The organism is Sphingomonas gilva (genome assembly GCF_003515075.1).
Taxonomy (GTDB): Bacteria; Pseudomonadota; Alphaproteobacteria; order Sphingomonadales; family Sphingomonadaceae; genus Sphingomonas; species Sphingomonas gilva.
Genome location: NZ_QWLV01000004.1, coordinates 102,439 through 128,135 on the forward strand (window position 1 = coordinate 102,439; position 25,697 = coordinate 128,135).

The following is a 25,697-nucleotide window of genomic DNA, read 5'->3' on the forward strand; positions in this document are numbered from 1 at the left end:
CCCTGCCTGCGCAGGGGCGACATGCCATTCACCACCCGTTCAGCCACAAGTTTACAGATGTAGGCGTAACGACTACATCCGTGATCGTTGAGGGAGGGACGCGATGGCCGAACGCATCAGCGAAGCCGAGCAGGCGGTGATGGAGACGCTCTGGAACGAGGCGCCGCTCACCGCGCAGGAGGTGGCGGACCGCGTCGCGCCGGACCGCGGCTGGAGCCTCAACACCGTCAAGACATTGCTCGGCCGGCTGCTCGCCAAGGAGGCGGTCGCGCATGAGGAGGACGGCCGCCGCTACCTCTACCGGCCGCGGCTGGAGCGCGAGGCGTTCGCCCATGGCGAATCGCGCCGGCTGGTCGATCGCCTGTTCGGCGGGCGCGTCAGCCCGCTCGTCGCCCACCTCGCCGAGCGCGACGAGCTGAGCGACCAGGACATCGCCGAGATCGAGGCGCTGCTGAAGGCGCTCCGGTCATGAGCGGCGTCGTCCCCTGGCTGATCGAGACGCTGATCGCGTCGAGCCTGCTCATGGCGCTGGTGCTGCTGCTCCGCGCCCCCGTCCGCGCCGCCTTCGGCCCCGCCATCGCCTATGCGCTGTGGCTGATCCCGGCCGCGCGCATGGTCCTGCCGCCCGATCTGATGCCGCGCATCTGGCCGGAGGCGGCCAACCCGATCGCCGATGCGGGCGAGGTGATCCTGGTGATCGACTCGACCGTCGCGGCGGCCGCGCCGCCCGTCTGGTCATGGGGCGCCATCCTCGCGGCGCTGTGGCTGGCCGGCGGCGCGGCGTTCGTCGCCTGGCAGGTGATCGCCTTCGTCCGGCTGCGCCGCCGCCTGCTCGACGGCGCGACCGAAACCGCGCGCGTCGGCGGGGTGCGCGTGGTCGAGACGTGCGGCGGAGAGGGACCGCTCGCCTTCGGCATATTGGAGCGCTATGTCGCCTTTCCGGCCGATTTCCGCGCCTCCTACGACGAGTTCGAGCAGCGCCTGGCGCTGGCGCACGAGATCGCCCACCACCAGCGCGGCGATCTGGTCGCCAACGCGGCTGCGCTCGCGATACTCGCGGTCCACTGGTTCAACCCGCTCGCCTGGCGCGCCTTCCGCGCCTTCCGCGCCGATCAGGAAATGGCCTGCGATGCGCGCGTGATCGCCGCCGATCCGGGCATCCGTCACGCCTATGGCTCGGCGATCGTCAAGTCGGCGCGCGGCGGCGCAATCAGCGCAGCCTGCCACCTGCACACCATCGAACAGTTGAAGGGGAGATTGAGAATGCTGAACGCAAAGGCCAAGTCGCGCACCCGCGTCGCGATCGGCGCGCTGGCGACGATGCTGCTGACCGGCGCGGCGCTCGCCGCCACCGCATCGGGCGGCGAGGCGACCGCGGCGATCGAGAAGGCGAGCGAGCGGGTCGTCACCGCGCTTGTCGTTCCGCCGGTTCCGCCCGTGCCCGCCGTGCCGGCGGTCCCGCCGGCGCCCATCGCGCCGCAGGCCGTCGAAGCGCCGCCCGCGCCGCCCGCCCCACCGGCGCCGCCCGCGCTGAGCGATGAGGATCGCAAGATCGTCAAGCGCAAGATCAAGGTGATCCGCGACGGCAAGGAGATCGCCTGGAACGACGCCGACATCCCCCATATCGACTCGCGCGACTGCGGAGATGGCGAGGGCGACGGCAAGGCCAATGTCATCCGGCGTGAGGACGGCGGCAAGAAGGTCACGATCATCTGCACCAACCGCATCGAACGCCATGCCGCGCTTGCCGCGCGCCATGCGGTCGATGCCGAGAAGATCAGGCTCGACGCCATGCGGAGCGCCCTCGCCAGCCTGGACAGCGCGCGCGAATCGATCGCCGCAGCAGAACTGAGCGCGGAGGATCGCGCGGAGGCGCTCGCCGGCATCGAGGAAGCCCGACGCGAAATGGAAGCGGAGCTCCGCAAGGGGGAGTAACCGCGTCCGTCAGCCCCGGCAGGGAGCGGGGAGTGGAAGGGGCCGGGCGTGCGGGAACGTCCGGCCCCTTTTTCTTGCGTAGGGATGTTGGTCCATCGCTGCCTCAACCTAATCGTCACCCCGGACTTGTTCCGGGGTCCATGCCTCCGCAAGGGCTGCAGGGATTGGCGTTCGTGGCACGATGGACCCCGGAACAAGTCCGGGGTGACGAGGGCGGATAGATGGTTGCCAGCGCAATCCGGTTCACGGAGAAGCCGTGAAGCTCCGCGGCTTGCCATGGTGGCGCGCGATGGCCATGTCGGGACGATGGAACGCCCGCCCACCGGAACCGCGATCACGCTTTCTCCGCTGGTCCGCCGCGTGCTCGCGCCCAATCCCAGCGCCTTCACCTATTTCGGCACGCAGACCTATATCGTCGGGCATGGCGAGGTCGCGGTGATCGATCCCGGGCCCGACCTGCCAGAGCATGTCGACGCGCTGCTCGCCGCGATCGAGGGCGAGACGGTGGCGGCGATCGTCTGCACCCACACCCACCGCGACCATAGCCCGGCGAGCAGGCCGCTCAAGGCGGCTACCGCCGCGCCGATCGCCGGCTGCGCGCGGCTGGTGCTGGAGGATGGCGGCCCGCGCGCCGATGCGGCCTTCGACACCGATTACTGGCCCGACCGCGCGCTCGCCGACGGCGATGCGCTTGCCGGCCCCGGCTGGACGCTCGAAGCGGTGGCGACGCCCGGCCACACCAGCAACCATCTCTGCCTCGCGCTGCCGGAGGAGAAGGCGCTGTTCACCGGCGATCATGTCATGGGCTGGTCGACCAGCGTCGTCTCGCCGCCCGACGGCGACATGGCGGCCTACATGGCCAGCCTCGACCGGCTGCTCGGGCGCGACGACAGGGTCTATTACCCCGCGCATGGCGAGCAGGTCGACACGCCCCAGCGCCTCGTGCGCGGGATGATGGGGCACAGGAAGCAGCGCGAGGGCCAAATCATCCGCCTGCTCAGGGAACAGCCGCGCGCGATCCCGCAGATGGTCGAGAAGATGTATGTCGGGCTCGATCCGCGCCTCAGCGGCGCCGCGGGCCGATCGGTGCTGGCGCATCTTGTCGATCTGAGGCAGCGCGGCGTGGTGGTCGAAGAGGGAGACACATGGCGCAGCGCGTGATGACGCCGACGCTGCGCGTGCTGACGGCGGTCGCCGCGCTGATGGTGATCGGCTTCGTCGCCTGGCTGGCGTTCGGCGAGTACCGCGAGAGCTACGCCGTCACCGAGCCGGAGTCGGGCGGGCCGCCCGTCACCCAGATGGTCACCGCGCGGCTGGCGGGCATGAGCAGCCTGAAGGTCGCCGAGCTTTCGGGGACGATCCAGAGCACCGCCGCCGATGTCCGCGGCTTCGGCCTGCTCAAGTCGGACCGGGTGATCAAGATGCCCTATTCGGTCGATTATTTCGTCGACGCATCGGCGATCGAGGCGGACGACATCGAATGGAACGCGGAGACGCGCACGCTGATCGTCGACGCGCCCGACGTGACAGTGGGCAAGCCCAACACCGATGAGGGCGCGCGCACCCTGGTGCGCACCAGCGGCCTGTTCGTCACGCGCGAGGCGGGCGAGGCGCTCGCCCGCCAGACTTCGCGCAACGCGCAAGGACGGGTGACGAAAGAGGCCAATTCGCCCGAGCGCCTCGCCCAGGCGCGCGAATATGCCAGGCGCGCCGTGGCCCGCCTGCTCGCCGCCCCGCTCGAGCCGCTGGGCTATGGCGACGCCCGCGTGATCGTGACCTTTCCGATGGAACGGGGGAACCGCGACAACGAACAGATGGACCGCAGCCGGGCGATCGAAGAGGTTCTGGGTAACACCAACTAGCGTCGCCCCCTGCGCAGGCAGGGGCCTCAGGCGACAAGCGCGGCGTACGGATGTGCCACAAACCCAGAGGCCCCTGCCTGCGCAGGGGCGACGATTAGTTTCGATCGAATGAGAACCCCGGTTGCTCCTTGGTCGCGACTGCCTAAATGGGGGCCAACGGAGGATCGGTGATGGACGCACGCGGTGGCATCGGTGGCAGCCTGCAAGGGCTTGATCTGCGCGCCGAGATCGATCGGCTGCGCAAGGAGCGCAACGCCGTCATCCTCGCGCATTACTACCAGAAGCCGGAGATCCAGGACCTCGCCGATTTCGTCGGCGACAGCCTCGACCTCTCCCGCAAGGCGCAGGCGACCGACGCCGATGTGATCGCCTTTTGCGGCGTCCGCTTCATGGCGGAAACGGCGAAGATCCTGTCGCCCGAAAAGATCGTCGTGCTGCCCGACATGGACGCCGGCTGCTCGCTGGAGGACAGCTGCCCGCCCGAACAGTTCGCCGCCTTCCGCGCGCAGCATCCCGATCATATCGCGCTCACCTACATCAACTGCTCGGCGGCGGTGAAGGCGCTGTCGGACGTCATCGTCACCAGCAGCTCGGCGGAAAAGATCCTCAGCCAGATCCCGGCGGACCAGAAGATCATCTTCGGCCCGGACAAGCACCTGGGCGGCTATCTCGCGCGCAAGACCGGACGCGACATGCTGCTCTGGCCCGGCGTGTGCATCGTCCACGAGGCTTTCTCGGAAACCGAGCTCTTGAAGCTGAAGGCGCAGTTCCCCGACGCGCCCGTCGCCGCGCATCCCGAATGCCCCGCGCATGTGCTCGACCATGCGGATTATGTCGGCTCGACCAGCGGCATCCTCGAATTCGCCAAGACGATGCCGCAGGACACGCTGATCGTCGCGACCGAGCCGCACATCATCCACCAGATGGAAAAGGCGGTGCCGGAAAAGACCTTCATCGGCGCGCCCGGCGCGGACGGCAACTGCAACTGCAACATCTGCCCCTATATGGCGCTCAACACGATGGAGAAGCTCTACATCGCCCTGCGCGATCTCGAACCGCGCATCGAGATCGAGGAGGAGCTGCGCCTGAAGGCGAAGAAGAGCCTCGATGCGATGCTGGCGATGGCGTCGGCGACGGTGGGGATGGGCGATCTCGGGCCGGTGAAGGTCACCGGCGACTGATCGGCGCACGTTCCGCTTCACTGCCTCTGTCCTACATGGATCGATATGTGCAACATGGCGCGATGATCAGCCTTTCCTCTCTCCACCGCCGCGGCACCGGGGCTCGGCCGGGGAGGGGAAGGGAGGTGGCGCCTAGTCTCACCTTCCTCACCTTCCGGCGCCCGGCATGAGATTCGCGCTCGCAGGATTCGACCTCGACCGATTCGTTCGCGACACGCTGTCGGAGGATCTGGGAGAGGCCGGCGACATCACTTCCGCCGCCGTCATCCCGGCGGATGCCGTCTTCACCGGCGTGATGGACAGCCGCGAGGCGGCGACCATCGCAGGCTTGCCGTTGGCCGAGGCGTTCTTTCGCGCGCTCGATCCGGATGTGGAGATCGAGGCGCTGGTCGGCGAGGGGGAGCGCGTGCCGGCGGGCACCGATGTGATGCGGCTCAGGGGCAACGCCCGCGCGCTGCTCACCGCCGAGCGTTCGGCGCTCAACACCGTCCAGCACCTGACCGGCATCGCCACCATGACGCGCGCCTATGTCGACCGGATCGCCGGCACCGGCGCGATCCTGCTCGATACGCGCAAGACCATCCCCGGCCTGCGCCTGCTGGAGAAATATGCGACCCGCATGGGCGGCGCGACCAACCACCGCATGGGCCTGTGGGACGCGGCGATGATCAAGGACAACCATGTCGCGGTGGCGGGCGATATCGGCGAAGCGGTCCGGCGCGCGGCCGCGGCGGGGATCGAGCGGATCATCGTCGAGGTCGATTCGATCGACCAGATCGAGCCCGCGCTGGCGGCGGGCGCCACCCATCTGCTGCTCGACAACATGGCGCCGCCGATGCTGCGCGGCGCGGTGACGCTGGTCGGCGGCCGCGTGCCGACCGAGGCGTCGGGCGGCGTCCGGCTCGACACCATCCGCGCCATCGCGGAGACCGGCGTCACCTATATCTCGGTCGGCCGCCTCACCCAGTCCGCCCCCGCCGCCGATATCGGGCTCGATTTCCAGGCGGCGTGATGCGGTGGCTGGCGATCGGACTGGTTGTGCTCCCAGCGCCCGTCTTCGCGCAGACGCTGTCCTGCCCGATCCCGCGGGAGATTCCGCGCCCCTATGTCGAGCGCGTGCCCGATGACGAGGAGCCGGTGGTGCGGCCGGTCACCGGCTATGTCCTCGCGCTCAGCTGGTCGCCGCAATATTGCCGCGGCCGCGCGACCCGCCCGCGCGAGCGGCTGCAGTGCCGCGACGGCCGCTTCGGCTTCGTCCTCCACGGTCTCTGGCCGCAGGCGGCGGGCGGCGCCAATCCGCGCTGGTGCGCCTATGCGCCGCGCCTGCCCGAAGCGCTGATCCGCGAGAATCTCTGCATCAGCCCCTCGGCGCAGCTGATCCAGCACCAATGGGCCAAGCACGGCACCTGCGCGACGACCGACGCCCGCGATTACCTGCGCGCCTCGAAGAAGCTCTACGCCAAGCTGCGCTATCCGGACATGGCGTCGCTGGCCCGTCGCGGTACGACCGTAGCCGGTTTCCGCCGCGCCTTCGCGCGCGCCAATCGCTGGCTGCCTGAAGCCAGCCTCGGCGTGGCGACGACGCGCGACGACTATCTGGTGGAGGTCAAGATCTGCCTCGACGCCGCCTTCCGGCCGCGGCGCTGCAACGCCTATGATCGCGGCCGCAACGCGAGCCGGCCGCTCAGGATACGGGCGGCTGGTCGATCGTGACGGTGGCCGGATGATGCTTGTCCAGGTGCCGCTTGATGATGCGCAGGTTCTTGGTGTTGGATTTGTAAGCGAGGTCGAACAGGTCGCCGACCACCGGCACCGCGCCGACCAGCGTGTCGATGCCGATATGCCCCGCCATGCGTGCCAGCTGGAATTTGGACATGCCCAGGTTGCGGCCCTCCCAGACGATCCATGCGCCCATCGCCGCGGTGACGAAGTCGCCGACCACCGGCACAAGGCCCACCACGGTGTCCAGACCGACGCGGAATTTCGTGCCGGGGATGGTGAACAGGCCCTCCAGCAACTGCTCCATCGCCTCCACCCGCTGGCGGACCGACGCCGGGTCGCGGCCGATCTGCGGGAGGGATTTGGCGAGGCCCTCGATCGTGTCGGGGCCGAAGGGAGCGCGTGTCATGCCCTGTCAGTTGGTGTCGGCGCGCAGGTGATTCAACGGGTGCACCCCGCGCGGGTTGGCGGTCCATTGCCGCAGCCGCTGCGACACCAGCGACCAGCGCAAGGGGCGGGCGAGGGGGATGAACGCCGCGTCGGCGGTCACCGCCGCGTCGGCCTCGGCGATCCGCGCGGCGCGGTCCGCCATCGTCGGCGCGTCGCGCGCCGCCTCCAGCGCGAAGCTCGGCACCTCGCTGCACAGCCGGCACGCCTGCATCAGGAACCAGCGGGCATTGTCATGGGGTGCCACCATGTCGATCAGCCGCAGATCGGCGTCCGCGCTTTCGTCGACGCGTTCGACGGTCAGCCCGATGGCGCGCAGATCGGCGGCGATGCGCGCGAAGACCAGATTGCTTCCCGGCCCATCGGGCAGCGCCAGGCGGAGCGCGGGAGGATCGCCGTTGGCCGCGCGCCACACCGCCACCCGCGCCGCCGCCGCCAGACGGCGATCATTGGGGGAGGCGCTGATCCAGGCCGGCGGAACCGGCGGGCGGGCCGATTCATATTGCTCGGGCAGGATCGCCGTCTCCGCCTGCCAACTCGGCCCCAGCATCTCGACCAGCGCGGCGCGGTCGATCGCCATGGCGATCGCGGCGCGATCCTCGGGCGCCGCCAGAAATCCCTCGCGCTCGACGATCGCCAGCCCGAACAGGCCGGCGACCTGCTCGACGCGCAGACTGGCCGGATCGATCTCGACCTGGTCGAGCAGCGGCCAGTCGGCGAAGGTGCCGCCGGTCACCATGTCCGATTGGCGCGTGACGAAGCGGGCGATGGCCCGCGCCGCCCGCTCGCCGTGGAGGATGACGGTCTCGCGCGGATCGACTTCCGCGCCCGCTTCGGGCGGATCGTCGAGGCTGGGCGTCGGCGTCAGCGTCACCGAGCGGCGATCACGCTCGGCGATCTCGAACGGGCCGCTGCCGTCCAGCGTCTTCAGGTCGAAGATCGCCAGTTCGGGTTGTGCGAACAGCTTGAGCAGCTCTGGGCGCGGCGACCGCAGCCGCACCTCGATCACCTCGGGCGTCATCTCGACGATCTCGTCGATCGCGCCCAGCGAGGATTTGAGCGGGTTGCGCGATCCCGGCGCGATCGCCGCGCGCAGCCGGGCGACGACGGCGTCGGCGGTGACCTTCTCGCCGTCCGCCCAGCGCGCGTCGCGCAGGCGGAAGATGTAGCTCATGCCGTCGTCGATCACGATCCACCGGGCGGCGAGACCCGGCTCGACCTGTCCGGCGGCGTCGAAGCGCACCAGCCCCTGCGCGGTCGCCTGCATCAACTGGCGCGACGGCTCGCCGATCGACCGGCGCGACGGGGCGACCAGCTGCGGCGCTTCGCCTATCACGCTGACGGTCACGGGCCCCAGATCGCTGCGCCGGTCGCAGCCGGCGAGGGCGGCCATGAGACCAAGTCCGGCAAGAACATGAGAACGGAATCGCGCCATGCGCGCCCTCATGCCATCGCGGGCCAAGCGACGCCACCCGGCTGGGGTTCATGCCGAAAGGCTGGTGCGGACGGTGGGACTCGAACCCACACTCCCGTTGGGGAAGCGGATTTTAAGTCCGCTGCGTCTACCGGTTTCGCCACGTCCGCATGGGCGCGTCGTGGCGCGGGGAGAGGGGCGCCGTCAACTCACTCGTCGATCAGACGTTGAGGCGCGCGCGCATTTCCTTGCCGGGCTTGAAATAGGGCACCCGCTTGGCGGTGACCGCGACGGCCGCGCCCGTGCGGGGGTTCCGCCCGGTGCGCGCGTCGCGCGCGCGGGTGGAAAAGGCGCCGAAGCCGCGCAGTTCGACGCGGCCGTTCTCCGCCAGGCGTTCGGACACGCTGTCGAAGAAGCACGCCACGATCCGCTCGACATCGCCGTGCGACAGATCGGTATTCTCTTCGGCAATGGCCTTGATCAATTCCGACCGGATCATTCCGCCCTCCTCGGCTGGATTTATACGCCCGACATGAACCGAATCTGGCCCGTGTCAATCGGGGAAAGTTACGCGGGCGTATCGAAGCAGCACGCTAGCTGCTAAGCCCACGAATCTATAGGCGAATTGCGACACGCCGCCGCTTCGATGCGACGAAGAAGGGCGGGCCGCGCCGTAACGCGACCCGCCCCGTCCCCGGCTTCGCGGCCGCGGATTACTTCTTCGAATCGTCCCCGCCGGAGCGCGCCTTCAGCGCCTCGCCGAGGATGTCGCCCAGCGACGCGCCCGAATCGGATGAGCCATACTGCGCCACCGCCTGCTTCTCTTCGGAGATCTGCATCGCCTTGACCGAGAAGGTCGGCTTCTTCGAACGATCGAAGCCGGTGACCATCGCGTCGAACTTCTGGCCGACCTGATAGCGCTCGGGACGCTGCTCGTCGCGGTCGCGGCCGAGATCGGTGCGCTTGATGAAGCCGGTCGCGCCGTCGTCGCCCGCCTGCACCTCGAGACCGCCGTCGCGGACCTCGAGCACGGTGACGGTGACGATCGCGTTCTTCGCGAGCTTCGAGCCATCGGCCGCCCCGGCGACCGGTGCGCCGCGCTCAAGCTGCTTCATGCCGAGCGAGATGCGCTCCTTCTCGACATCCACGTCGAGCACGACCGCCTGCACGGTCTCGCCCTTGCGGTGCAGGTTGAGCGCGTCCTCGCCCGAGATGCCCCAGGCGATGTCGGACATGTGGACCATGCCGTCGACGTCGCCGTCCAGGCCGATGAACAGGCCGAACTCGGTCGCGTTCTTGACCTCGCCCTCGACGGTCGAGCCGACCGGATGTGCCTCGGCGAAGGCCTCCCACGGATTGTGGATCGCCTGCTTGAGGCCGAGCGAGATGCGGCGCTTGTCCGAATCGACCTCGAGCACCACGACGTCGACCTCCTGCGAGGTCGAGACGATCTTGCCCGGGTGGACGTTCTTCTTGGTCCAGCTCATCTCCGACACGTGGACCAGGCCCTCGATGCCGGGCTCCAGCTCGACGAAGGCGCCATATTCGGTGATGTTGGTGACGCGGCCGGAGAGCTTCGCGCCGACCGGGTACTTCTCCGCGGCGCCGTCCCACGGATCGCTTTCGAGCTGCTTCATGCCGAGCGAGATGCGCTGCGTGTCGCGGTTGATGCGGATGATCTGCACGCGGACGGTGTCGCCGATGTTGATCATCTCGCTCGGATGGCCGACGCGCTTGTAGGAGAGGTCGGTGACGTGCAGCAGCCCGTCGATGCCGCCCAAGTCGACGAACGCGCCGTAATCGGTGATGTTCTTGACCACGCCGTCGATGATCTGGCCCTCGGCCAGCGTCTGGATCAGGCCGGTGCGCTGCTCGGCGCGGGTCTCCTCGAGCACCGCGCGGCGCGAGACGACGATGTTGCCGCGCTTCCTGTCCATCTTCAGGATCTGGAAGGGCTGGGGGATGTCCATCAGCGGGGTGACGTCGCGGACCGGGCGGATGTCCACCTGGCTGCCCGGCAGGAACGCCACGGCGCCGCCCAGATCGACGGTGAAGCCGCCCTTGACGCGGCCGAAGATCACGCCCTCGACGCGCTTCTCCTCGCCGAACTCGCTTTCCAGCTTGTCCCACGCGGCCTCGCGGCGGGCGCGGTCGCGCGAGAGCATCGCCTCGCCGTTCGCATTCTCGACGCGGTCGACATAGACCTCGACCTCGTCGCCGACCTTCAGGTCCGCCTTCTGGCCGGGGCTGGCGAACTCGCGCAGCGGCACGCGGCCTTCGGATTTCAGGCCGACGTCGATCACGGCCAGGTCGTTCTCGATTCCGGTGACGGTGCCCTTGACGACGTGGCCCTCGAAACTGTCGGCGCCGCCGAGCGTCTCTTCGAGCATTTTCGCGAAATCGTCGCGCGTCGGATTGGTCATGGTTGCCATATGGCTCAACTGTCCTCAGTCATTGTTTCCGGCCAGCCGGTTGGGTCCGGCGGTCTTGGCCTCACACCCGCCCGCGGCCGCATGCCGCGCACGGAATCCGCGCGAAGTGGCGCATTCGCGGCAGGTTCGTCCCAAGCGAAAAGGGCGCGTGAGCCCTATCGGCAACGCCGATGGCCAACGCGCCTCGCTGCGGTGCGCCTTGTCAGGCCGCTGCCGCTGTCCGAGCCTCCACGAGCGCGACCGCCCGCTGGATCGCGGCGTCTATAGAGAGGAAGCTGGTATCGAGCAATACCGCGTCGTCGGCCGGTTTCAGCGGCGCGGTGGCCCGCGCCATGTCGCGCGCGTCGCGCTCGCGGATGTCGGCGAGCACCTTGTCGAAGCTGACGAAGCTGCCGCGCCGCTGCAGCTCGGCATGGCGCCGCTGGGCGCGGATGCGCGGGGTCGCCTTGACGAACAGCTTCACCTCCGCCTCGGGCGCGATCACGGTGCCGATGTCGCGCCCGTCGAGCACCGCGCCGCCGGGCTGGCGGGCGAACTTGCGCTGGCGGTTGAGCAAAGCGGCGCGGACCAGCGGGTGGGCCGAGACCTGCGACGCGGCGCGCCCCGCCTCGTCGCCGCGCAGCTCGGGATCGTCGAACAGCGCCTCGTCGAAATCGACCGCGGCCATCGCGTGCGCCTCGTTCTCCGGGTTGGCGCCCTCGCGCAGCACCGTCAGGCCGACCGCGCGATAGAGCAGGCCGGTGTCGAGATGGGGCAGGCCATAGCGCTTGGCCAATGCGCGGGCGATCGTGCCCTTGCCCGACGCGGCGGGCCCATCGACGGCAATGATCATGAAGGGTTCGAACTCAGTTTTGCAGATGTGCGAGCAACTCGAAGAAATCCGGAAAGCTGGTGGCCACCGGCGCGGCATCGTCGATGCTGATGGGCTTGGCGGCGTGAAGTCCAGCCACCGCGAAGCTCATTGCGATACGATGGTCGAGTTTCGAGGCGACCTGCGCGTCCCCCGGGAACCCGTCGCCGTCGCGGCCTTCGATGATCAGGCCGTCCGGCAGTTCCTCGCAGGCGACGCCGATCGCGCGGAGCCCCTCGGCCATCGTTGCGATCCGGTCCGATTCCTTGACGCGCAGCTCCTCGATCCCGCGGATCTCGGTGCGGCCCCTCGCCAGCGCGGCGGCGACGAACAGCACCGGATATTCGTCGATCATGCTGGGCGCGAGCGCGGGATCCGGGTCGGCGGCGACAAGCGGCGCGTGGCGCACGATCAGATCGGCCACCGGCTCGCCGCCGACGCTGCGCGCATCGACCTCCTCGATGTCCGCGCCCATCGCGCGGAGCGCCGTGAACACGCCGCTGCGGGTCGGGTTCAGCCCGACATTGGCGATGCGCACCTCGCTGCCCGGCACGATGCTGGCGGCGACGGCGAAGAAGGCGGCCGAGGAGGGATCGCCGGGGACGGCTATCTGCTGCGGCTTCAGCTCCGCCTCGCCGACAAGCGAGATGACGCGCGCGCCCTCTTCATCGATCTCGACCGACAAATCGGCGCCGAACCCGGCCAGCATCCGCTCGCTATGGTCGCGCGTCGCGACGGGCTCGATCACGCGGGTGATGCCGGGCGCATTGACGCCGGCGAGCAGCACCGCCGACTTCACCTGCGCGGAGGCGACGGGCAGCCGGTAGGAAATCGGCACCGCCGGGCACAGCCCGCGCACCATCAGCGGCAGGCGGCCTCCGGGGCTGGCGGTAATGTCGGCGCCCATCGTCGCCAGCGGATCGATCACGCGGCCCATCGGGCGCTTCGACAGCGATGCGTCGCCGATGAAGGTCGCCGTGATCGGGTGGCTCGCGACCAAGCCCATCAGCAGCCGGGTCGAGGTGCCCGAATTGCCCATGTCGAGCGCGCTTTCGGGCTGGAGCAATCCGCCGACGCCGACGCCGTGGACGCGCCAGACGCCATCGCCGCCGCGCATGATATCGGCGCCCATCGCCCGCATCGCGGCGGCGGTGGCGAGCACGTCCTCGCCCTCCAGCAGGCCTTCGATCCGGCTTTCGCCGACCGCGAGCGCGGAGAGCATCAGCGCGCGGTGGCTGATCGACTTGTCGCCCGGCACGCGGACGGTCCCGCGCAAGGGGCCGGGTGCGGAAATGACGCGCGGTTGCGGTGCGGGATGGGTCATCGGCGCGGGCTTTTGACAGCGCGCTTTCGCTATGGCAAGGCGCGCCCCTGTTCGGCGGGCCTGGCTCGCTATCCCACATAATCCGAAGGACAAGACGGCTCATGGTGAAGCCTGAATGGGGCACGAAGCGGACCTGCCCGAAATGCGCCACCCGATTCTACGATCTGGGTGAGGAGGATCCGGTGGTCTGCATCAGCTGCGGCGCCAAGTGGGAGCCGGAGCCCGTGCTCAAGTCGAAGCAGCCGCTGCCCTTCGACGCGCCCAAGAAGGAGCTGGAGAAGGACAAGGCCGACGACAGCGACCTGGATAGCGATGACGAGGATCTGGACATCGCCGAAGACGAGGAACCCTCGCCCGACGACGAGGTCGATCTCGGCGGCGACGACGATCTGGGCGTCGTGACCAACGACGACGACGAAGAAAGCTGATAAAGCCGATTGCATCGGCGGCGGCGCTTCGCTAGGGGCGTCGCCTTGCCAGCGGATGGGGCCGTAGCTCAGCTGGGAGAGCGCTGCAATGGCATTGCAGAGGTCAGGGGTTCGATCCCCCTCGGCTCCACCATCCCCTCTTGATTTCAATCAATGAGAATCCCGGCTGGTCGCCGCTCTATCGCGGCGAGCGGCCGGAACGTGTGCCCGTCTGACCGGTTCTTCCTTGATTCAAGGAGACCCGCAGATGGCCGATACACTGTCCGCGCGCGACGATGCGCCCGCCACCACCGCCAAGCACCCGCCAGACCCCGGCACCGATGATCTGATCGAACGGGGCAATGAATTCGTCGCCCGCAGCGTGACGATCAACCGCCCGCGCGCCGAGCTCTATGCCTATTGGCGCGACTTCGCGAACCTGCCCAGCTTCATGGACAATGTCGTCAGCGTCGATGCCACCGGCGGCGACCGTTCGCACTGGGTGGTCAGGGCGCCGGCGGGCAAGACGGTCGAATGGGATGCGCGCATCACCGAGGATCGCGACGGCGAGCTGATCGCCTGGGCGTCCGAGGAGGGCGCCGACGTGCCCAATAGCGGCCGGATCGAGTTTCGCGACGCCGGCGCGCGCGGCACCGTCGTCACCGCGACGATCGCCTATGATCCGCCAGCGGGAACGATCGGCAAGATCGTCGCCAAGCTGTTCCAGCGCGAGCCCGCCATCCAGGCGCGGCGCGATCTCAAGCGGTTCAAGCAGCTGATGGAGACCGGCGAAGTCGCCACCGCCGCGCGCAACCGCGCCCAGCATGCCGAGGAGATGAACTGATGCGCGCGCTCACCTGGCACGGCAAGCATGACGTCCGCGTCGACACGGTCGACGATCCCGAGATCGTCAATCCCCGCGACGCCATCCTCAAGATCACATCGACTGCGATCTGCGGATCGGACCTGCATCTGTACGACGGCTATATCCCGACGATGCAGAAGGGCGACATATTGGGCCATGAGTTCATGGGCGAAGTGGTCGATGTCGGCCCGGGATCGACGCTGAAGAAAGGCCAGCGGGTCGTCGTCCCGTTCAACATCGCCTGCGGCAGCTGCTATCAGTGCGGCAAGCAGCAATATTCGGCGTGCGACAACACCAACCCTGCGGACAATCAGGATCTCGGCCACACGCTATATGGCCACGGCATGCCTGGGATCTTCGGCTATAGCCACCTGACCGGCGGCTATGCGGGCGGCCAGGCGGAATATGTCCGCGTGCCGTTCAGCGACGTCGGGCCGATCGTCATCCCCGACGGCGTCGATGACGACAAGGTGCTGTTCCTTTCCGACATCCTGCCGACCGGCTGGATGGCGGCGGAAAATGCCGAAATCGAGCCGGGCGACATCGTCGCGGTGTGGGGCTGCGGCCCGGTCGGTCTGTTCGCGGTGCAATCGGCCTTCCTGATGGGCGCCGAGCGCGTGATCGCCATCGACCATTTCCCGCACCGGTTGGAGCTGGCGAAGAAGTTCGGCGCAGAGACGATCAACTTCGAGGAATCGAAGACTTACGAGGCGCTGATGGAAATGACCGGCGGCATCGGCCCGGATGCGGTGATCGATGCCGTCGGCCTGGAAAGCCACGGCCTGTTCCTCGATAACGTCGTCGATCAGATCAAGGCATCGACCTTCCTGGGCACCGATCGCATCCACGCGCTGCGCCAGGCGATCGTCGCTTGCCGCAAGGGCGGGCGGGTATCGATGCCCGGCGTCTATGGCGGCATGGTCGACAAGTTCCCGCTGGGCGCGCTGATGGAAAAGGGACTGACGCTCAAGACCGGCCAGACGCACTGCCAGCGCTATTTGCCCGCGCTGCTGCAGGCGGTGATGGAGGACGAGATCGATACGACCTTTCTGATCAGCCACCGCATGCCGCTCGAAGCCGGCCCGGAGGGCTACCGGATGTTCCATGACGAGCAGAACGAGGTGACCAAGGTCGTCCTCAAGCCCGACATGGCGCTCGCCGCCTGATCCCCATCCAAGGAGATACACCCATGGCCGACAAGTTCGCCATCATCACCGGCGCTTCGACCGGCATAGGCTTCGAGCTTGCCCAACTCGCCGCCGAAAACGGCTATGATCTGCTGGTCGTCGCGGATGAGCCGCTGATCGACGCAGCCGCAGCGGATTTCCGCAATAAATCGGTCGATGTGCAGGCGGTCGAAGCCGATCTCTCCACCATCGAGGGCGTCGACCGGCTGCTCGCCGCGGCGGGCGGGCGCGACATCGATGTGCTCTGCGCCAACGCCGGGACAGGGCATGGCGGCGCGTTCCTCGATCAGGACGTCGCCGGCTGGCGCCATGTGATCGACACCAACATCACCGGCACGCTCTACCTGCTGCAGAAGATCCTTCCCAGGATGATGGCGCGCGGGGAAGGAAAGGTGCTGATCACCGGCTCTATAGCGGGCTATATCCCGGGCGCGTTTAACGCCGTCTATAACGGCACCAAGGCGTTCGTCGACAATTTCACCGCTGCGCTTCAGAACGAGCTCAAGGATGCCGACGGCGTCACCGTCACCAACCTGATGCCCGGCCCGACGGACACCGAATTCTTCGCCCGTGCCGAGATGCTCGACACCGAGGTCGGGCAGGCGGAGAAGGCCGATCCGGCGAAGGTCGCGAAGGACGGCTGGGATGCGCTGATGGCGGGCCGCGCCTCCATCGTCTCGGGAGTCTCGAACAAGCTGCAATATGCCGCTTCGGGCCTGGCGCCCGTCGGCGTGCTCGCCGAAATGCACCGCAAGCAGGCGGAGCCGGGCGGCGCGGACGATTGAGCGACGCGCCCGGCGGCTGAAGGTCTCCGGGCGGTGTCCCAGCTTCGGACAGCGCGAAAAAGCGCGCAAAAGCAGGCGGCCAAATCGTTACCAAAGTGTTAACGTCGCGTCATGCAACGCGACTCGTCCTATCCGCTACCGGCCCGTCATCCGCTGCGGCGGCGCTTTCCGCCGCCGACGATCGCGATGCCCAACGAGGATAGCGACCTGAAGCTGTTCGCCCTGAGCTTCACCGCCTTCTTCATCGTGATCTACGGGTTCATCGCCTGACCGCAGTCGACCCCGTCGCACGCCTTGTGCAGCCGCCATGCCGCATAGGCGGAGGCGAGCGCCGTCACCACCAGCACCCAGATCGCATCGACGACGCTGACCCCCGCGGCGGTGACGCCCAATATTCCGACCGATCCGAACACCATCGCGCCTGAATTGACGATGTTGTTGGCGGCGACCGTGCGGGAGGTCTCGGACTGGTCGACGGTGGTGGTCAGGAACGCGTAGAGCGGCACGACGAACATCCCGCCGGTGATCGAGATGCCGGCGAGATCGATGAACACCCGGATAGCGCCCGGATCACGCAGGAAGGTGGGGATGTCCGACAGGCCCTCGCGCGGCGGCCAGCCGCGGGACGTGAAGTAGAAATCGATCAGGAACACCCCCATCGCGATCACCGATCCGGTCGCGTAGCGCGCCGAGACCTCGCCCTTGAGCAGCCGGTTGATGATCACCGATCCGATCGCGATGCCGACCGAGAAGATGGCGAGGAACACGCTCGCCACGCCGGCCTCGGCGTAGAAGGTGTTCTTGACCAGCGGCGGGAACAGCACCGCGAGCATGGCGGCGATCGTCCAGAACACGCTGATCGCGACGATCGCCAGGAACAGCCGGCGGATATGCATCGTCGCTCGCACCAGGTTGATCGAGGAACGCAGCACGTTCCAGTCGAGATCGAGATGGATGAGCGGCGGCGCGGGCGGGATGGCGCGGGCGGAGAGCATGCCCAGCACCGCGACGCCCAGCACCGCGAAGGCGGCGTGATGCGCGTCGAGCAGCCCGCCGGCGATGGTGCCGGCGAGGATCGCGATATAGGTGCCCGCCTCGACCAGTCCGGTGCCGCCCAGCACCTCGTCCTTGGCCAGATGCTGCGGCAGCACGGCATATTTGATCGGCCCGAAAAAGGTCGAATGCACCCCCATCGCGAACAGCGCCGTCAGCATCACCCATACGGTGGAGGTGAAGATGCCGATCGCCCCCACCACCATGATGCCGATCTCGGCCCATTTGATGATGCGCATGATCTGCGCCTTGTCGTGCCCGTCGGCCAGTTGCCCGGCGAGCGCGGAGAACAGGAAGAAGGGCAGGATGAAGATGCCCGTCGCCAGCGCCGAGAAGCTCGTTTCCGCCTCTACCGAATTATAGACGTAATAGGTGACGAAGAAGACCAGCGCGTTCTTGAACAGGTTGTCGTTGAAGGCGCCGAGGAACTGGGTGACGAACAGCGGCAGGAAGCGCCGCTTGCCGAGCAGGCTGACCGATGGGATCATGTGGGGGATTGGGTCCGCGTCGATGCTGGGACCGCTGGCATAGGCGATGCCGCCCGGCCTCTCAATCGCTTAATCCGCTTGCGGCGGCCGATGTCTGGCCTAGAACGGCACGCGATGCTGACCCTGCCCAACATCCTCACCCTGTCGCGGATCATCACCGTGCCGATCCTGGTCTGGGCCCTGTGGTGGCCGGGCTGGCCGTTCGGCTATGCGATCGGCTTCGCGCTCTACTGCCTGATGGGCTTCACCGATTATTTCGACGGCTATCTCGCGCGGTCCAAGGGGACGGTGTCGAAGCTGGGCGTGTTCCTCGATCCCATCGCCGACAAGATCATGGTCGCCGCGGTTATCCTGATGCTGACCGCCAATGGCGACATCCCCGGCATCCATCTGATCGCCGCGATCATCATATTGCTGCGCGAGATCGCCGTGTCGGGGCTGCGCGAGTTCCTTGCGCAGCTTCAGGTCTCGGTGCCGGTCTCGCAGCTCGCCAAGTGGAAGACGGCGCTGCAGCTCGTGTCGCTCGGCGCGATCATCCTCGGCGGCGCCCTGCCGCGCGAGGAGTGGATCTGGGCGATCGGCATCAGCGCCCTGTGGGGCGCCGCGATCCTGACGCTCGTCACCGGCTGGGACTATCTGCGCGTCGGCCTGAAGCACATGGACTGAATGCCGTGCCGGTCCAGATTCTGTATTTCGCCTGGGTGCGCGAGCTGGTCGGGGTCGGGATGGAGCGGATCGATCTGCCCGGCGAGATCGCGACCATCGCCGAGCTGATCGGCTGGCTGGCGGCCCGCAGCGAAGGCCATGCGGCGGCGATGGCCGATCCGGCGCGGCTGCGCGCAGCGATCGACCAGCGCTTCGTCTCGCTGGACGCCCCCGTCGCCGGCGCGCGGGAGATCGCGCTCTTTCCGCCGGTGACGGGCGGATGATTGTCGTTCGCGTCCAGCCGGGCCCGCTCGATCCCGCGGCGGAGCTCGCCGCGCTGGGGGCTTCGGGCGCCGTCGCGAGCTTCACCGGCCATGTCCGCGCGGACGACGGCGTGCGCCTGCTCGAGCTCGAACATTATCCGGGCATGACCGAGCGCGCGCTGGAGGAGCTGGCCGCCGCAGCTGCCGAGCGCTGGCCGCTGTCGGCGCTGCGCATCGTCCACCGCGTCGGCGCGATGCAGCCGGGCGAGGCGATCGTGTTCGTCGGCGCAGCCTCGGATCACCGCGCGGCGGCGCTCGAGGCGACCGCCTATCTGATCGACCGGCTGAAGACCGACGCGCCCTTCTGGAAGCGCGAAAGCCGCGGAGGTCCGGACGCCGCTTCGTGGGTCGAACGCCGCGCGGCCGATGATGAGGCGGCGACGCGCTGGGATTAACCCATCTTGGGCAAGAGCACGCCGTTCACCACATGGACCACGCCGTTGGACTGGCGGACATCGGCCTGCGTTACATAGCTCTTGTTGCCGTTGACGTCGGTCAGCATCACCGCGCCGGTCTCCATGCGCGCGGTCAGCGGTTCGCCCTGGACCGTGGTGAGCGTGGCGGTGCCGCCGCCCGCGGTGATCTGCTGCTGCAGTTGCGCGGCGCTGATGTTGCCGGGCACGACATGATAGGTCAGCACCTTGACCAGCGTCGCCTTGTTCTCGGGCTTCAGCAGCGTATCGACGGTGCCCGGCGCGAGGCGGCCGAAGGCGGCGTTGGTGGGCGCGAACACCGTGAAGGGACCGGGCCCGGACAGCGTCTCGACAAGTCCCGCCGCCTTGACCGCGGCGACCAGCGTGGTGTGATCGGCGGAGGCAGACGCGTTCTCGACGATCGTCCTGGTCGGCAGCATCTCCGCCCCGCCGACCATCGGATTGGCGCTGGCGGCCGCCGCCGTCGCGCCTTCGTCCGCCATGGTGGTGGAGCACGCCCCCAGCGCCAGTGCGCCGATCGCGGCCAGCGCGGCGTGGCCAAGGTTACGGATCATCGCATCTCTCCCGGTTCTTGTCGTGGATGCGCGGAGATACGGCTCAGCGCGCCCGATGGTTGCGCGCGCCGTTCGGGTCCGACTGGCCGAGCAGTTCGGCGAGCAGGCGGAAATCCTTCTCGCGCGGGGACGCCTTGCGCCACACCAGCGCGATCCGCCGCGCCGGATTGTCCGCCTCGAGCGGCCGCGCCTCGACATCGGTGCCGTCGAGGATGCCGGCGTCGATCGCCATCCTGGGCAGCATCGTCACGCCAAGGCCGTTGTCGACCATCTGCACCATGGTGTGGAGCGAGGTGCCGAGCATCGTCGCCTCGGCGCGCAGCTCGGGCCGGTTGCACGCGGCGAGGGCATGATCCTTCAGGCAATGCCCGTCCTCGAGCAGCAGCAGCCGCCCCTCGTCGATCGCATCGGCGGTGATCGAGCCGGTGCTGTGGCCGATCTCTCCGGCCAGCCCGGCGACGTACAGCGCATCGTCGAACAGTGGCGCCATCTCGACGTCGCCGCAGGCATAGGGGAGGGCGAGCAGCACGCAATCGGTGCGGCCGTGCTGCAGCCCCTCGCACGCCGCGGCGCTCGGCTCCTCGCGCAGGAACAGCTTCAGGTCGGGCCAGTCGCGGCGCAGGCGGGGCAGGATCTTGGGCAGCATGAACGGCGCGATGGTCGGGATCACGCTCATCCGCATCTCGCCCGAGAGCGGCCGTCCGGCGGCACGGGCGAGGTCCGAAAGCTCCTCCGCCTCGCGCAGCACCCGCCGCGCCTTGGCGACGATCTGGTCGCCCAGCGGCGTGAAGCGCACCACCCGCCGCGTGCGTTCGACCAGCACGATGCCGATCAGCGTCTCCAGCTCGCGGATGCCCGCCGACAGCGTCGACTGGGTGACGAAGCACGCCTCCGCCGCGCGGCCGAAATGGCCATGCTCGCGAAGCGACACGAGATATTGCAGCTGCTTGAGCGTCGGGAGGTAGGTCTGGCTCATTCATCGTCCAAATCGATCAACAATCACATAATAACCTATTGGATCGATGAAAATCCAGCCTATATGCGCTGCAGCATAGACGGCGGGCGAACCGCCGCATGTGAGGATTCCGTAAGGCCGCCATTCATTCAAAAGGAGGCCACAGCCCATGCTTACCGTTGGAGACAAGCTCCCCGAATTCACAATTCCCGTCCAGCAGGGCACCGACGCGCTGCCCGCGGGCGAGACGCTCAGCCATGACGCCTTCCCCGGCAAGTGGAAGGTGCTGTTCTACTGGCCGAAGGACTTCACCTTCGTCTGCCCGACCGAGATCGTCGGCTATAGCGAGCTGAAGGGCGATTTCGAGGATCGGGACGCCGTGCTGATCGGCGCATCGACCGATACCGCGCACGTCCACCTCGCCTGGCGCAAGTCTGACCCGGACCTCGCCGCGGCCGATTTCCCCTGGCTGGCGGACAATGGCGCGGTGCTGGCGAAGCAGCTCGGCATCCTCGATGCCGAAGAGCATGTCGCCTATCGCGCGACCTTCATCGTCGATCCGGACAACGTCATCCAGGCGGTGCAGGTCAACGGCCTCAACGTCGGCCGCAACCCGGCGGAGACGCTGCGCGTGCTCGACGCGCTGCAGACCGACGAACTTTGCCCGTGCAACTGGAACAAGGGCGACGACGTCCTCCAGATCGCGGCCTGATCGCCGGATCGGAAGGGCGCGGGGCAACCGCCTCGCGCCCTTTTTCACGCTTGGGCGGAATGACCGCCACCCCGGACTTGTTCCCCGTCACCCCGGACCTGTTCCCCGTCACCCCGGACTTGTTCGGGGGCCATCGTGCCGGGAGTGCGGCGTCCAGGTTCAGTCACCGGTCTGGCCGCCAGATCGTTCGATCCTGATCATCCGCTCCCCAACAAGAAGAGAAACCCATGTCCCTCAAGGATTTCGCCGCCACGCTCCCCGATTTCGCCAAGGATATCCGGCTGAACGTCGGATCGCTCCTCAACGAGACCAATCTTTCCGATCAGCGCAAATATGGCCTGCTGCTCGCCTGCGCGCATGGCTCGGGCCACAAGCCGTTGGTCGATGCGACCGAGGCCGAGGTCGATGGCAAATTGTCACCCGAGGCGGCGAACGCCGCCCGCGCCGCCGCGGCGGTGATGGCGATGAACAACGTCTATTACCGTTTCACCCACCTGGCGGGTAACAAGGAATATGTGAACATGCCGGCCAAGCTGCGCATGAACGTGATCGGCGCGCCCGGCATCGACAAGGCCGATTTCGAGCTGTTCAGCCTCGCCGTGTCGGCGATGAACGGTTGCGGCCTGTGCATCGATGCGCACGAGAAGGTGCTGAAGGGCCACGACGTCAAGGCCGAGACGATCCAGTCGGCGGTGCGGATCGCATCGGTGATGAAGGCGGTCGCGACGGTCCACGCCGCGACCGCTTGATCGGTCAGGCGACGAAATAGCGGTAGATGCTGTAGAGGCTGGTCAGCGTCAGCACGATGCCGACCAGCACCAGCAGGATCTTGGGCTGAACCCGCTTGGCCATGATCGCGCCGAAGGGCGCGGCGAGCACGCCGCCGATCAGCAGGCCGACGACGGCGGTGGTGAAGGCGGCGAAGCCCAGGCCGACGATGAACGTCACCGAGATCGACAGCGTCAGGAAGAATTCGACGCTGTTGACCGTGCCGATGGTGGTGCGCGGCTGGGCGCCCTGGACCAGCAGGTTGCTGGTCACCACCGGCCCCCACCCGCCGCCGCCCGCCGCGTCGAGAAAGCCGCCGGCCAGGCCCAGCGGTTCGACGATCCTGGGCTCGCGGTGGTGCGGCGGATAATGGAAGCCGCGCCACAGCAGGTACAGGCCGATCGCGGCCAGATAGGTCATCACGAACGGCCGGGTCACCGACGCGTCCAGCGTCACCAGCAGGTAAGCGCCCGTGACGCCGCCGATCACGCCGGGGATCAGCAGCCGGAAGAACAGCCGCCAGTTGACGTTCTTGTGGATGGCGTGGCTGATTCCCGAAACGCCGGTGGTGAAGCATTCGACCAGATGCACGCCGGCCGAAGCGGTCGCCGGCGGCACGCCGAGCACGCTGACGAGCAGCGTCGAGGATATCACCCCGAACGCCATGCCCAGCGCGCCGTCGATGATTTGTGCCGCGAAACCGACCAGGATGAAGGGCAACAGTGCGGCAAGATCGATCTCGGGCAAGGGCGTCGTCCTTCGTCGTTTTCCGCTCGCAAGCTAGCGTGCGTTCATAACCCCACAAGATAGATAGAGTTTCAAGCGCGCAATCAGGCGATGGACGATGCCGGAAACATGCCGGTTCGATGGAATGCGTTATCGCGGCCGAGACGCTCCCTGAAATCCTCCCTCGCGCAGCGGGGGAGGGGGACCAGCCGAAGGCTGGTGGAGGGGGCTGCCACAAGCGAATCGTTCGTGGCCTGCCCCCTCCACCATGCTGCGCATGGTCCCCCTCCCCCTGCTTCGCAGGGGGAGGATTTGCAGCGGCCATCCTGTTTGCCCCATCCCAGGCCATTGCCGGTAGCGAGGACACACCCTAAATTGCGGCGCTGACCAAGGATATGGGAGCATCCGCGGTGCCTGACGCCCTCAAGGCCTATCTCGATTCGGTGAAGGCGCGCGATCCCGCGCCCCGTTCGCGCTGGGAGGTGATGCTCTATCCGGGCGTTCTGGCGCTCGGTCTTCACCGCGTCGCGCATTGGCTGTTCGAGGCGGAAATGTTCTTTCTCGCGCGCTTCGTGAACCATTTCTCGCGCTTCCTGACCGCGATCGACATCCATCCGGGCGCGAAGATCGGCCGCAACTTCTTCATCGATCACGGCTTCGTGGTGATCGGCGAGACCGCCGAGATCGGCGACGACGTCACGATCTACCAATGCGTCACGCTGGGCGGGACAAGTCCCGACAATGGCGTCGCGGGCAAGCGGCATCCGACGATCGGCGACGGCGTGATCATCGGATCGGGGGCCCAGGTGCTGGGGCCGATCACCGTCGGCGCGCGCGCGCGCGTCGGCGCGAACGCGGTGGTGACCAAGGACGTGCCCGACGGCGCCGTGATGGTCGGCATTCCCGCGCGCCAGACGCTGGTCGACGCGGCGGACTATCAGAAGGAGTTCGTCCCCTACGGCACGCCGTGCAGCGAACGCTTCGATCCGGCGACCCAGCAGGTCGAGATATTGAAGTGCGAGCTGGAGGCGATGCGCAAGCGGCTCGACGCGCTTGCAGCCGAGAAGTCCGGCGCGAAGGAGCGCGCCGCCAAGGAACGCGATCGCGCCTGATGGGGACGGTCACCCCCTTTCCGATGCCGGCCACGGGGCAGGTCGGCTTCGAACGGATCGAACTCACACGCATCCTCGATCTTTACGGGCGGATGGTCGCGGCCGGGCACTGGCGCGACTATGCGATCGACCTGGGGCGCGAAGCGGCGATCTTCTCCGCCTTTCGCCGCACCGCGGAGAACCCCGAATTCCGCGTCGAGAAGCGCCCGGCGCTGCGCCACCGCCAGGGCATGTGGTCGCTGGTGGGGGAGGGCGGCGCGATCCTGCGCCGCGGCCACGAACTGGGCCCGGTGCTGGCCCCGGTCGAGCGGCGCCTGCTGAAGCTGGTCGGCGAATAGCGAAAGGGCCAGGCTTGCGCCCGGCCCTTCCTGCCTCCCGCTTGATTGCTACGCGCTCGCCGCGGCGGGTGCGAAGCGGTCGGTCAGCGGCAGGCGGCCCTGCCACATTTCCGGCAGGCGCTGCACCACCAGGCGGCGCGTCGGATGCCAGAAGGCCGAGAGCATCAGCAGCGCCGATCCGATGATGAGCGCGGTGAAGGCGGTGCCCAGCTCGACCGCGCCGGCATTCTCGAACAGACGCGAGAGCGCGAACAGGACGTAGGCGAGGCTGGAGACCAGCAGCGCCCGGCGGTCGATCGCCAGGGCGACCAGCCCGAAGCCGATATAGAGCGCGATCACGATGAACGCGGCGGACGGCGGGATCGCCCCGTCGAGCACGCCGAGCAGGTGGAAGATCGGGTGCGCGATCATCGGCGCGGCGGCGAGATGCAGCCAGAAGGCGACGTCCGAGCGGCGCGTGGTGCGTCCGCGGTCGCTCATGTCCCAGCGCATCGCCAGCGCGAAGATCGCCAGGCCCGCCACCAGCGCGACCCAGGGGATCGCCGCCTCCGGATCCTGGAAGGCGGTGACGATCAGCGCGCCCACGCTGGCCGCCAGCGCGACCGCGCCCGCGGCGACGGTGATCGGCACCATGAAGCGGCGCCAGTGGATCCAGGTGGCGAAGGCGGTCGCGAGCGCGATCCCCGCGACGATGAGCGCATCGACGCGGTCGCTGAAATCGGGATTCCACACCACCATCACGCCGACCAGCGTGGCGGCGACGCCGCCCGCGAAGCTCAGCAGCAGCAGGATGCTGGGCAGCGCCATCCGGCGGATGCGGGTGAAATATTCGGCGAGGCCCCAGCTCGCCGCCGCGACGCCGGCGCCGGCCAGCGGCTCGCTGATCGTCTCGCCGATCCAAGCGATGGCGACGAGCAGCAGCACGATCGCGATCGAGACGAAGATGTCGTTGAAGCCGGTGAGCAGCCGGAAATGCTCCTCATCCACCGCCGGCGCGGAGCGTGCGGCGGAAACATGGTTGCGCAATGCCGCGGCCGCCTCCGGAGTCAGCGCCCCCGCGCGTACCGCATTGTCGAGATCGCTTTCGCTATACATGCGATTCCTCCCTGTTGGAGATACCGCCATAGCATTGGTGTATTAAAACAGCAATACACCAATCTTCCACAGTCTGAGATTGGTCG

The 25,697-nt window shown here is 67.9% G+C and carries 30 protein-coding genes and 2 tRNA genes; 20 read left to right on the plus strand and 12 right to left on the minus strand.

From position 1 onward, the window contains the following. Nucleotides 1-103: 103 nt before the first annotated feature. From D1610_RS10595 to D1610_RS10625, 7 genes are all read left to right on the plus strand, one after another. Entirely contained in the window at nucleotides 104-472 is a 369-nt protein-coding gene (locus tag D1610_RS10595) for a BlaI/MecI/CopY family transcriptional regulator (RefSeq protein ID WP_118864156.1), read from the plus strand. Then, the gene (locus D1610_RS10600) at nucleotides 469-1,935 is read left to right on the plus strand and encodes a M56 family metallopeptidase (RefSeq protein WP_118864157.1); all 1,467 of its coding nucleotides are present in this window, start codon (nucleotides 469-471) and stop codon (nucleotides 1,933-1,935) included. The genes D1610_RS10595 and D1610_RS10600 overlap by 4 nt, the downstream gene beginning before the upstream one ends. Before the next feature lie 306 nt (nucleotides 1,936-2,241). Beyond that, the gene (locus D1610_RS10605; RefSeq protein ID WP_118864252.1) at nucleotides 2,242-3,096 is read left to right on the plus strand and encodes an MBL fold metallo-hydrolase; all 855 of its coding nucleotides are present in this window, start codon (nucleotides 2,242-2,244) and stop codon (nucleotides 3,094-3,096) included. After that, nucleotides 3,081-3,797 carry a DUF4230 domain-containing protein gene (locus D1610_RS10610; RefSeq protein ID WP_245942149.1) on the plus strand — a complete coding sequence of 239 codons (717 nt, stop codon included), beginning with the start codon at nucleotides 3,081-3,083 and terminating at the stop codon, nucleotides 3,795-3,797. Before D1610_RS10605 ends, D1610_RS10610 begins: the two co-directional genes overlap by 16 nt. 170 nt (nucleotides 3,798-3,967) lie before the next feature. Continuing rightward, on the plus strand, nucleotides 3,968-4,978 hold the full coding sequence (gene nadA, locus D1610_RS10615; protein WP_118864158.1) for a quinolinate synthase NadA: 1,011 nt from the start codon (nucleotides 3,968-3,970) through the stop codon (nucleotides 4,976-4,978). Nucleotides 4,979-5,144: 166 nt separating this feature from the next. Beyond that, entirely contained in the window at nucleotides 5,145-5,990 is an 846-nt protein-coding gene (gene nadC, locus D1610_RS10620) for a carboxylating nicotinate-nucleotide diphosphorylase (RefSeq protein WP_118864159.1), read from the plus strand. Further along, on the plus strand, nucleotides 5,990-6,691 hold the full coding sequence (locus tag D1610_RS10625) for a ribonuclease T2 family protein (RefSeq protein ID WP_118864160.1): 702 nt from the start codon (nucleotides 5,990-5,992) through the stop codon (nucleotides 6,689-6,691). The genes nadC and D1610_RS10625 overlap by 1 nt, the downstream gene beginning before the upstream one ends. Here D1610_RS10625 and D1610_RS10630 read toward each other — a convergent pair. The 7 genes from D1610_RS10630 to aroA all read right to left on the minus strand — a co-directional run bounded on the left by D1610_RS10630 (nucleotide 6,663) and on the right by aroA (nucleotide 13,164). Further along, entirely contained in the window at nucleotides 6,663-7,106 is a 444-nt protein-coding gene (locus D1610_RS10630; protein ID WP_118864161.1) for a DUF4112 domain-containing protein, read from the minus strand. The genes D1610_RS10625 and D1610_RS10630 overlap by 29 nt on opposite strands. A gap of 6 nt (nucleotides 7,107-7,112) precedes the next feature. After that, nucleotides 7,113-8,537: an ABC transporter substrate-binding protein gene (locus D1610_RS10635; RefSeq protein WP_245942156.1), complete on the minus strand. Its 1,425-nt coding sequence runs from the start codon at nucleotides 8,535-8,537 to the stop codon at nucleotides 7,113-7,115. Nucleotides 8,538-8,641: 104 nt separating this feature from the next. After that, nucleotides 8,642-8,728 (minus strand) — tRNA-Leu (locus D1610_RS10640). Nucleotides 8,729-8,778: 50 nt separating this feature from the next. Beyond that, nucleotides 8,779-9,057, minus strand: a complete 279-nt coding sequence (locus D1610_RS10645) for an integration host factor subunit beta (RefSeq protein ID WP_118864163.1) — start codon at nucleotides 9,055-9,057, stop codon at nucleotides 8,779-8,781. Between the two features lie 214 nt (nucleotides 9,058-9,271). Continuing rightward, nucleotides 9,272-10,990: a 30S ribosomal protein S1 gene (rpsA, locus tag D1610_RS10650; RefSeq protein WP_118864164.1), complete on the minus strand. Its 1,719-nt coding sequence runs from the start codon at nucleotides 10,988-10,990 to the stop codon at nucleotides 9,272-9,274. A gap of 202 nt (nucleotides 10,991-11,192) precedes the next feature. Continuing rightward, entirely contained in the window at nucleotides 11,193-11,822 is a 630-nt protein-coding gene (gene cmk, locus D1610_RS10655) for a (d)CMP kinase (RefSeq protein ID WP_118864165.1), read from the minus strand. A 13-nt stretch (nucleotides 11,823-11,835) separates the two neighbouring features. Continuing rightward, on the minus strand, nucleotides 11,836-13,164 hold the full coding sequence (gene aroA / locus D1610_RS10660; protein ID WP_118864166.1) for a 3-phosphoshikimate 1-carboxyvinyltransferase: 1,329 nt from the start codon (nucleotides 13,162-13,164) through the stop codon (nucleotides 11,836-11,838). A gap of 101 nt (nucleotides 13,165-13,265) precedes the next feature. Here aroA and D1610_RS10665 point away from each other — a divergent pair, with 101 nt between their 5' ends. The 6 genes from D1610_RS10665 (at nucleotide 13,266) to D1610_RS17070 (ending at nucleotide 16,678) form a co-directional block, all read left to right on the plus strand. Beyond that, a complete protein-coding gene (locus tag D1610_RS10665; protein ID WP_118864167.1) occupies nucleotides 13,266-13,592 on the plus strand; it encodes an FYDLN acid domain-containing protein in 327 nt (108 codons plus the stop codon). Between the two features lie 57 nt (nucleotides 13,593-13,649). Further along, nucleotides 13,650-13,725 (plus strand) — tRNA-Ala (locus D1610_RS10670). A 114-nt stretch (nucleotides 13,726-13,839) separates the two neighbouring features. Beyond that, on the plus strand, nucleotides 13,840-14,415 hold the full coding sequence (locus D1610_RS10675; protein ID WP_118864168.1) for an SRPBCC family protein: 576 nt from the start codon (nucleotides 13,840-13,842) through the stop codon (nucleotides 14,413-14,415). Beyond that, nucleotides 14,415-15,602 (plus strand): zinc-dependent alcohol dehydrogenase, encoded by a 1,188-nt coding sequence (locus tag D1610_RS10680; RefSeq protein WP_118864169.1) that lies wholly within the window; start codon nucleotides 14,415-14,417, stop codon nucleotides 15,600-15,602. The genes D1610_RS10675 and D1610_RS10680 overlap by 1 nt, the downstream gene beginning before the upstream one ends. 23 nt (nucleotides 15,603-15,625) lie before the next feature. Next, nucleotides 15,626-16,408, plus strand: coding sequence for an SDR family NAD(P)-dependent oxidoreductase (locus tag D1610_RS10685; protein WP_118864170.1), 783 nt, complete (start codon nucleotides 15,626-15,628; stop codon nucleotides 16,406-16,408). 111 nt (nucleotides 16,409-16,519) lie between these two features. Further along, nucleotides 16,520-16,678, plus strand: a complete 159-nt coding sequence (locus D1610_RS17070) for a hypothetical protein (RefSeq protein WP_182466786.1) — start codon at nucleotides 16,520-16,522, stop codon at nucleotides 16,676-16,678. On the opposite strand, the gene D1610_RS10690 is transcribed toward D1610_RS17070, so the two are convergent. Continuing rightward, complete coding sequence (locus D1610_RS10690; protein WP_118864171.1) at nucleotides 16,660-17,949, minus strand: MFS transporter; 1,290 nt, start codon at nucleotides 17,947-17,949, stop codon at nucleotides 16,660-16,662. The two genes, D1610_RS17070 and D1610_RS10690, sit on opposite strands and share 19 nt — an antisense overlap. Before the next feature lie 114 nt (nucleotides 17,950-18,063). Between D1610_RS10690 and pgsA the strand changes: the two genes are divergently transcribed. From pgsA to D1610_RS10705, 3 genes are read left to right on the plus strand one after another with little or no spacing between them, the layout of a single operon-like run. Then, complete coding sequence (pgsA, locus tag D1610_RS10695; RefSeq protein ID WP_118864172.1) at nucleotides 18,064-18,615, plus strand: CDP-diacylglycerol--glycerol-3-phosphate 3-phosphatidyltransferase; 552 nt, start codon at nucleotides 18,064-18,066, stop codon at nucleotides 18,613-18,615. Between the two features lie 5 nt (nucleotides 18,616-18,620). Continuing rightward, nucleotides 18,621-18,878 carry a molybdopterin converting factor subunit 1 gene (gene moaD, locus D1610_RS10700; protein ID WP_118864173.1) on the plus strand — a complete coding sequence of 86 codons (258 nt, stop codon included), beginning with the start codon at nucleotides 18,621-18,623 and terminating at the stop codon, nucleotides 18,876-18,878. Further along, a complete protein-coding gene (locus D1610_RS10705; RefSeq protein ID WP_118864174.1) occupies nucleotides 18,875-19,312 on the plus strand; it encodes a molybdenum cofactor biosynthesis protein MoaE in 438 nt (145 codons plus the stop codon). The genes moaD and D1610_RS10705 overlap by 4 nt, the downstream gene beginning before the upstream one ends. Here the strand turns inward: D1610_RS10705 and D1610_RS10710 are convergent. Continuing rightward, nucleotides 19,309-19,905 carry a fasciclin domain-containing protein gene (locus D1610_RS10710; RefSeq protein ID WP_118864175.1) on the minus strand — a complete coding sequence of 199 codons (597 nt, stop codon included), beginning with the start codon at nucleotides 19,903-19,905 and terminating at the stop codon, nucleotides 19,309-19,311. The genes D1610_RS10705 and D1610_RS10710 overlap by 4 nt on opposite strands. A gap of 43 nt (nucleotides 19,906-19,948) precedes the next feature. After that, the gene (locus D1610_RS10715; RefSeq protein WP_118864176.1) at nucleotides 19,949-20,881 is read right to left on the minus strand and encodes a hydrogen peroxide-inducible genes activator; all 933 of its coding nucleotides are present in this window, start codon (nucleotides 20,879-20,881) and stop codon (nucleotides 19,949-19,951) included. A 148-nt stretch (nucleotides 20,882-21,029) separates the two neighbouring features. Between D1610_RS10715 and D1610_RS10720 the strand changes: the two genes are divergently transcribed. Together D1610_RS10720 and ahpD are read left to right on the plus strand one after the other, a co-directional pair. Continuing rightward, nucleotides 21,030-21,572 carry a peroxiredoxin gene (locus D1610_RS10720; protein ID WP_118864177.1) on the plus strand — a complete coding sequence of 181 codons (543 nt, stop codon included), beginning with the start codon at nucleotides 21,030-21,032 and terminating at the stop codon, nucleotides 21,570-21,572. A gap of 227 nt (nucleotides 21,573-21,799) precedes the next feature. Beyond that, nucleotides 21,800-22,321 (plus strand): alkylhydroperoxidase, AhpD family, encoded by a 522-nt coding sequence (ahpD, locus tag D1610_RS10725; protein WP_118864178.1) that lies wholly within the window; start codon nucleotides 21,800-21,802, stop codon nucleotides 22,319-22,321. A 4-nt stretch (nucleotides 22,322-22,325) separates the two neighbouring features. On the opposite strand, the gene D1610_RS10730 is transcribed toward ahpD, so the two are convergent. Beyond that, nucleotides 22,326-23,087, minus strand: a complete 762-nt coding sequence (locus D1610_RS10730) for a sulfite exporter TauE/SafE family protein (protein WP_118864179.1) — start codon at nucleotides 23,085-23,087, stop codon at nucleotides 22,326-22,328. A 374-nt stretch (nucleotides 23,088-23,461) separates the two neighbouring features. Here D1610_RS10730 and epsC point away from each other — a divergent pair, with 374 nt between their 5' ends. Beyond that, complete coding sequence (gene epsC, locus D1610_RS10735) at nucleotides 23,462-24,178, plus strand: serine O-acetyltransferase EpsC (RefSeq protein ID WP_425453215.1); 717 nt, start codon at nucleotides 23,462-23,464, stop codon at nucleotides 24,176-24,178. Further along, a complete protein-coding gene (locus D1610_RS10740) occupies nucleotides 24,178-24,516 on the plus strand; it encodes a DUF2794 domain-containing protein (RefSeq protein WP_118864180.1) in 339 nt (112 codons plus the stop codon). The genes epsC and D1610_RS10740 overlap by 1 nt, the downstream gene beginning before the upstream one ends. Before the next feature lie 48 nt (nucleotides 24,517-24,564). Here D1610_RS10740 and D1610_RS10745 read toward each other — a convergent pair whose 3' ends face one another. Further along, nucleotides 24,565-25,611, minus strand: a complete 1,047-nt coding sequence (locus tag D1610_RS10745; RefSeq protein WP_118864181.1) for a hypothetical protein — start codon at nucleotides 25,609-25,611, stop codon at nucleotides 24,565-24,567. Nucleotides 25,612-25,697 lie beyond the last annotated feature (86 nt).

What these genes read in the sequence shown, in the direction of transcription:
- D1610_RS10595 (WP_118864156.1), top strand. Translation starts at nt 104, where the DNA reads ATGGCCGAACGCATCAGCGAAGCCGAGCAGGCGGTGATGGAGACGCTC.
- D1610_RS10600 (WP_118864157.1), top strand. Translation starts at nt 469, where the DNA reads ATGAGCGGCGTCGTCCCCTGGCTGATCGAGACGCTGATCGCGTCGAGC.
- D1610_RS10605 (WP_118864252.1), top strand. Translation starts at nt 2,242, where the DNA reads ATGGAACGCCCGCCCACCGGAACCGCGATCACGCTTTCTCCGCTGGTC.
- D1610_RS10610 (WP_245942149.1), top strand. Translation starts at nt 3,081, where the DNA reads ATGGCGCAGCGCGTGATGACGCCGACGCTGCGCGTGCTGACGGCGGTC.
- nadA (WP_118864158.1), top strand. Translation starts at nt 3,968, where the DNA reads ATGGACGCACGCGGTGGCATCGGTGGCAGCCTGCAAGGGCTTGATCTG.
- nadC (WP_118864159.1), top strand. Translation starts at nt 5,145, where the DNA reads ATGAGATTCGCGCTCGCAGGATTCGACCTCGACCGATTCGTTCGCGAC.
- D1610_RS10625 (WP_118864160.1), top strand. Translation starts at nt 5,990, where the DNA reads ATGCGGTGGCTGGCGATCGGACTGGTTGTGCTCCCAGCGCCCGTCTTC.
- D1610_RS10630 (WP_118864161.1), bottom strand. Translation starts at nt 7,106, where the DNA reads ATGACACGCGCTCCCTTCGGCCCCGACACGATCGAGGGCCTCGCCAAA.
- D1610_RS10635 (WP_245942156.1), bottom strand. Translation starts at nt 8,537, where the DNA reads ATGGCCGCCCTCGCCGGCTGCGACCGGCGCAGCGATCTGGGGCCCGTG.
- D1610_RS10645 (WP_118864163.1), bottom strand. Translation starts at nt 9,057, where the DNA reads ATGATCCGGTCGGAATTGATCAAGGCCATTGCCGAAGAGAATACCGAT.
- rpsA (WP_118864164.1), bottom strand. Translation starts at nt 10,990, where the DNA reads ATGGCAACCATGACCAATCCGACGCGCGACGATTTCGCGAAAATGCTC.
- cmk (WP_118864165.1), bottom strand. Translation starts at nt 11,822, where the DNA reads ATGATCATTGCCGTCGATGGGCCCGCCGCGTCGGGCAAGGGCACGATC.
- aroA (WP_118864166.1), bottom strand. Translation starts at nt 13,164, where the DNA reads ATGACCCATCCCGCACCGCAACCGCGCGTCATTTCCGCACCCGGCCCC.
- D1610_RS10665 (WP_118864167.1), top strand. Translation starts at nt 13,266, where the DNA reads ATGGTGAAGCCTGAATGGGGCACGAAGCGGACCTGCCCGAAATGCGCC.
- D1610_RS10675 (WP_118864168.1), top strand. Translation starts at nt 13,840, where the DNA reads ATGGCCGATACACTGTCCGCGCGCGACGATGCGCCCGCCACCACCGCC.
- D1610_RS10680 (WP_118864169.1), top strand. Translation starts at nt 14,415, where the DNA reads ATGCGCGCGCTCACCTGGCACGGCAAGCATGACGTCCGCGTCGACACG.
- D1610_RS10685 (WP_118864170.1), top strand. Translation starts at nt 15,626, where the DNA reads ATGGCCGACAAGTTCGCCATCATCACCGGCGCTTCGACCGGCATAGGC.
- D1610_RS17070 (WP_182466786.1), top strand. Translation starts at nt 16,520, where the DNA reads ATGCAACGCGACTCGTCCTATCCGCTACCGGCCCGTCATCCGCTGCGG.
- D1610_RS10690 (WP_118864171.1), bottom strand. Translation starts at nt 17,949, where the DNA reads ATGATCCCATCGGTCAGCCTGCTCGGCAAGCGGCGCTTCCTGCCGCTG.
- pgsA (WP_118864172.1), top strand. Translation starts at nt 18,064, where the DNA reads ATGCTGACCCTGCCCAACATCCTCACCCTGTCGCGGATCATCACCGTG.
- D1610_RS10705 (WP_118864174.1), top strand. Translation starts at nt 18,875, where the DNA reads ATGATTGTCGTTCGCGTCCAGCCGGGCCCGCTCGATCCCGCGGCGGAG.
- D1610_RS10710 (WP_118864175.1), bottom strand. Translation starts at nt 19,905, where the DNA reads ATGATCCGTAACCTTGGCCACGCCGCGCTGGCCGCGATCGGCGCACTG.
- D1610_RS10715 (WP_118864176.1), bottom strand. Translation starts at nt 20,881, where the DNA reads ATGAGCCAGACCTACCTCCCGACGCTCAAGCAGCTGCAATATCTCGTG.
- D1610_RS10720 (WP_118864177.1), top strand. Translation starts at nt 21,030, where the DNA reads ATGCTTACCGTTGGAGACAAGCTCCCCGAATTCACAATTCCCGTCCAG.
- ahpD (WP_118864178.1), top strand. Translation starts at nt 21,800, where the DNA reads ATGTCCCTCAAGGATTTCGCCGCCACGCTCCCCGATTTCGCCAAGGAT.
- epsC (WP_425453215.1), top strand. Translation starts at nt 23,462, where the DNA reads ATGGGAGCATCCGCGGTGCCTGACGCCCTCAAGGCCTATCTCGATTCG.
- D1610_RS10740 (WP_118864180.1), top strand. Translation starts at nt 24,178, where the DNA reads ATGGGGACGGTCACCCCCTTTCCGATGCCGGCCACGGGGCAGGTCGGC.
- D1610_RS10745 (WP_118864181.1), bottom strand. Translation starts at nt 25,611, where the DNA reads ATGTATAGCGAAAGCGATCTCGACAATGCGGTACGCGCGGGGGCGCTG.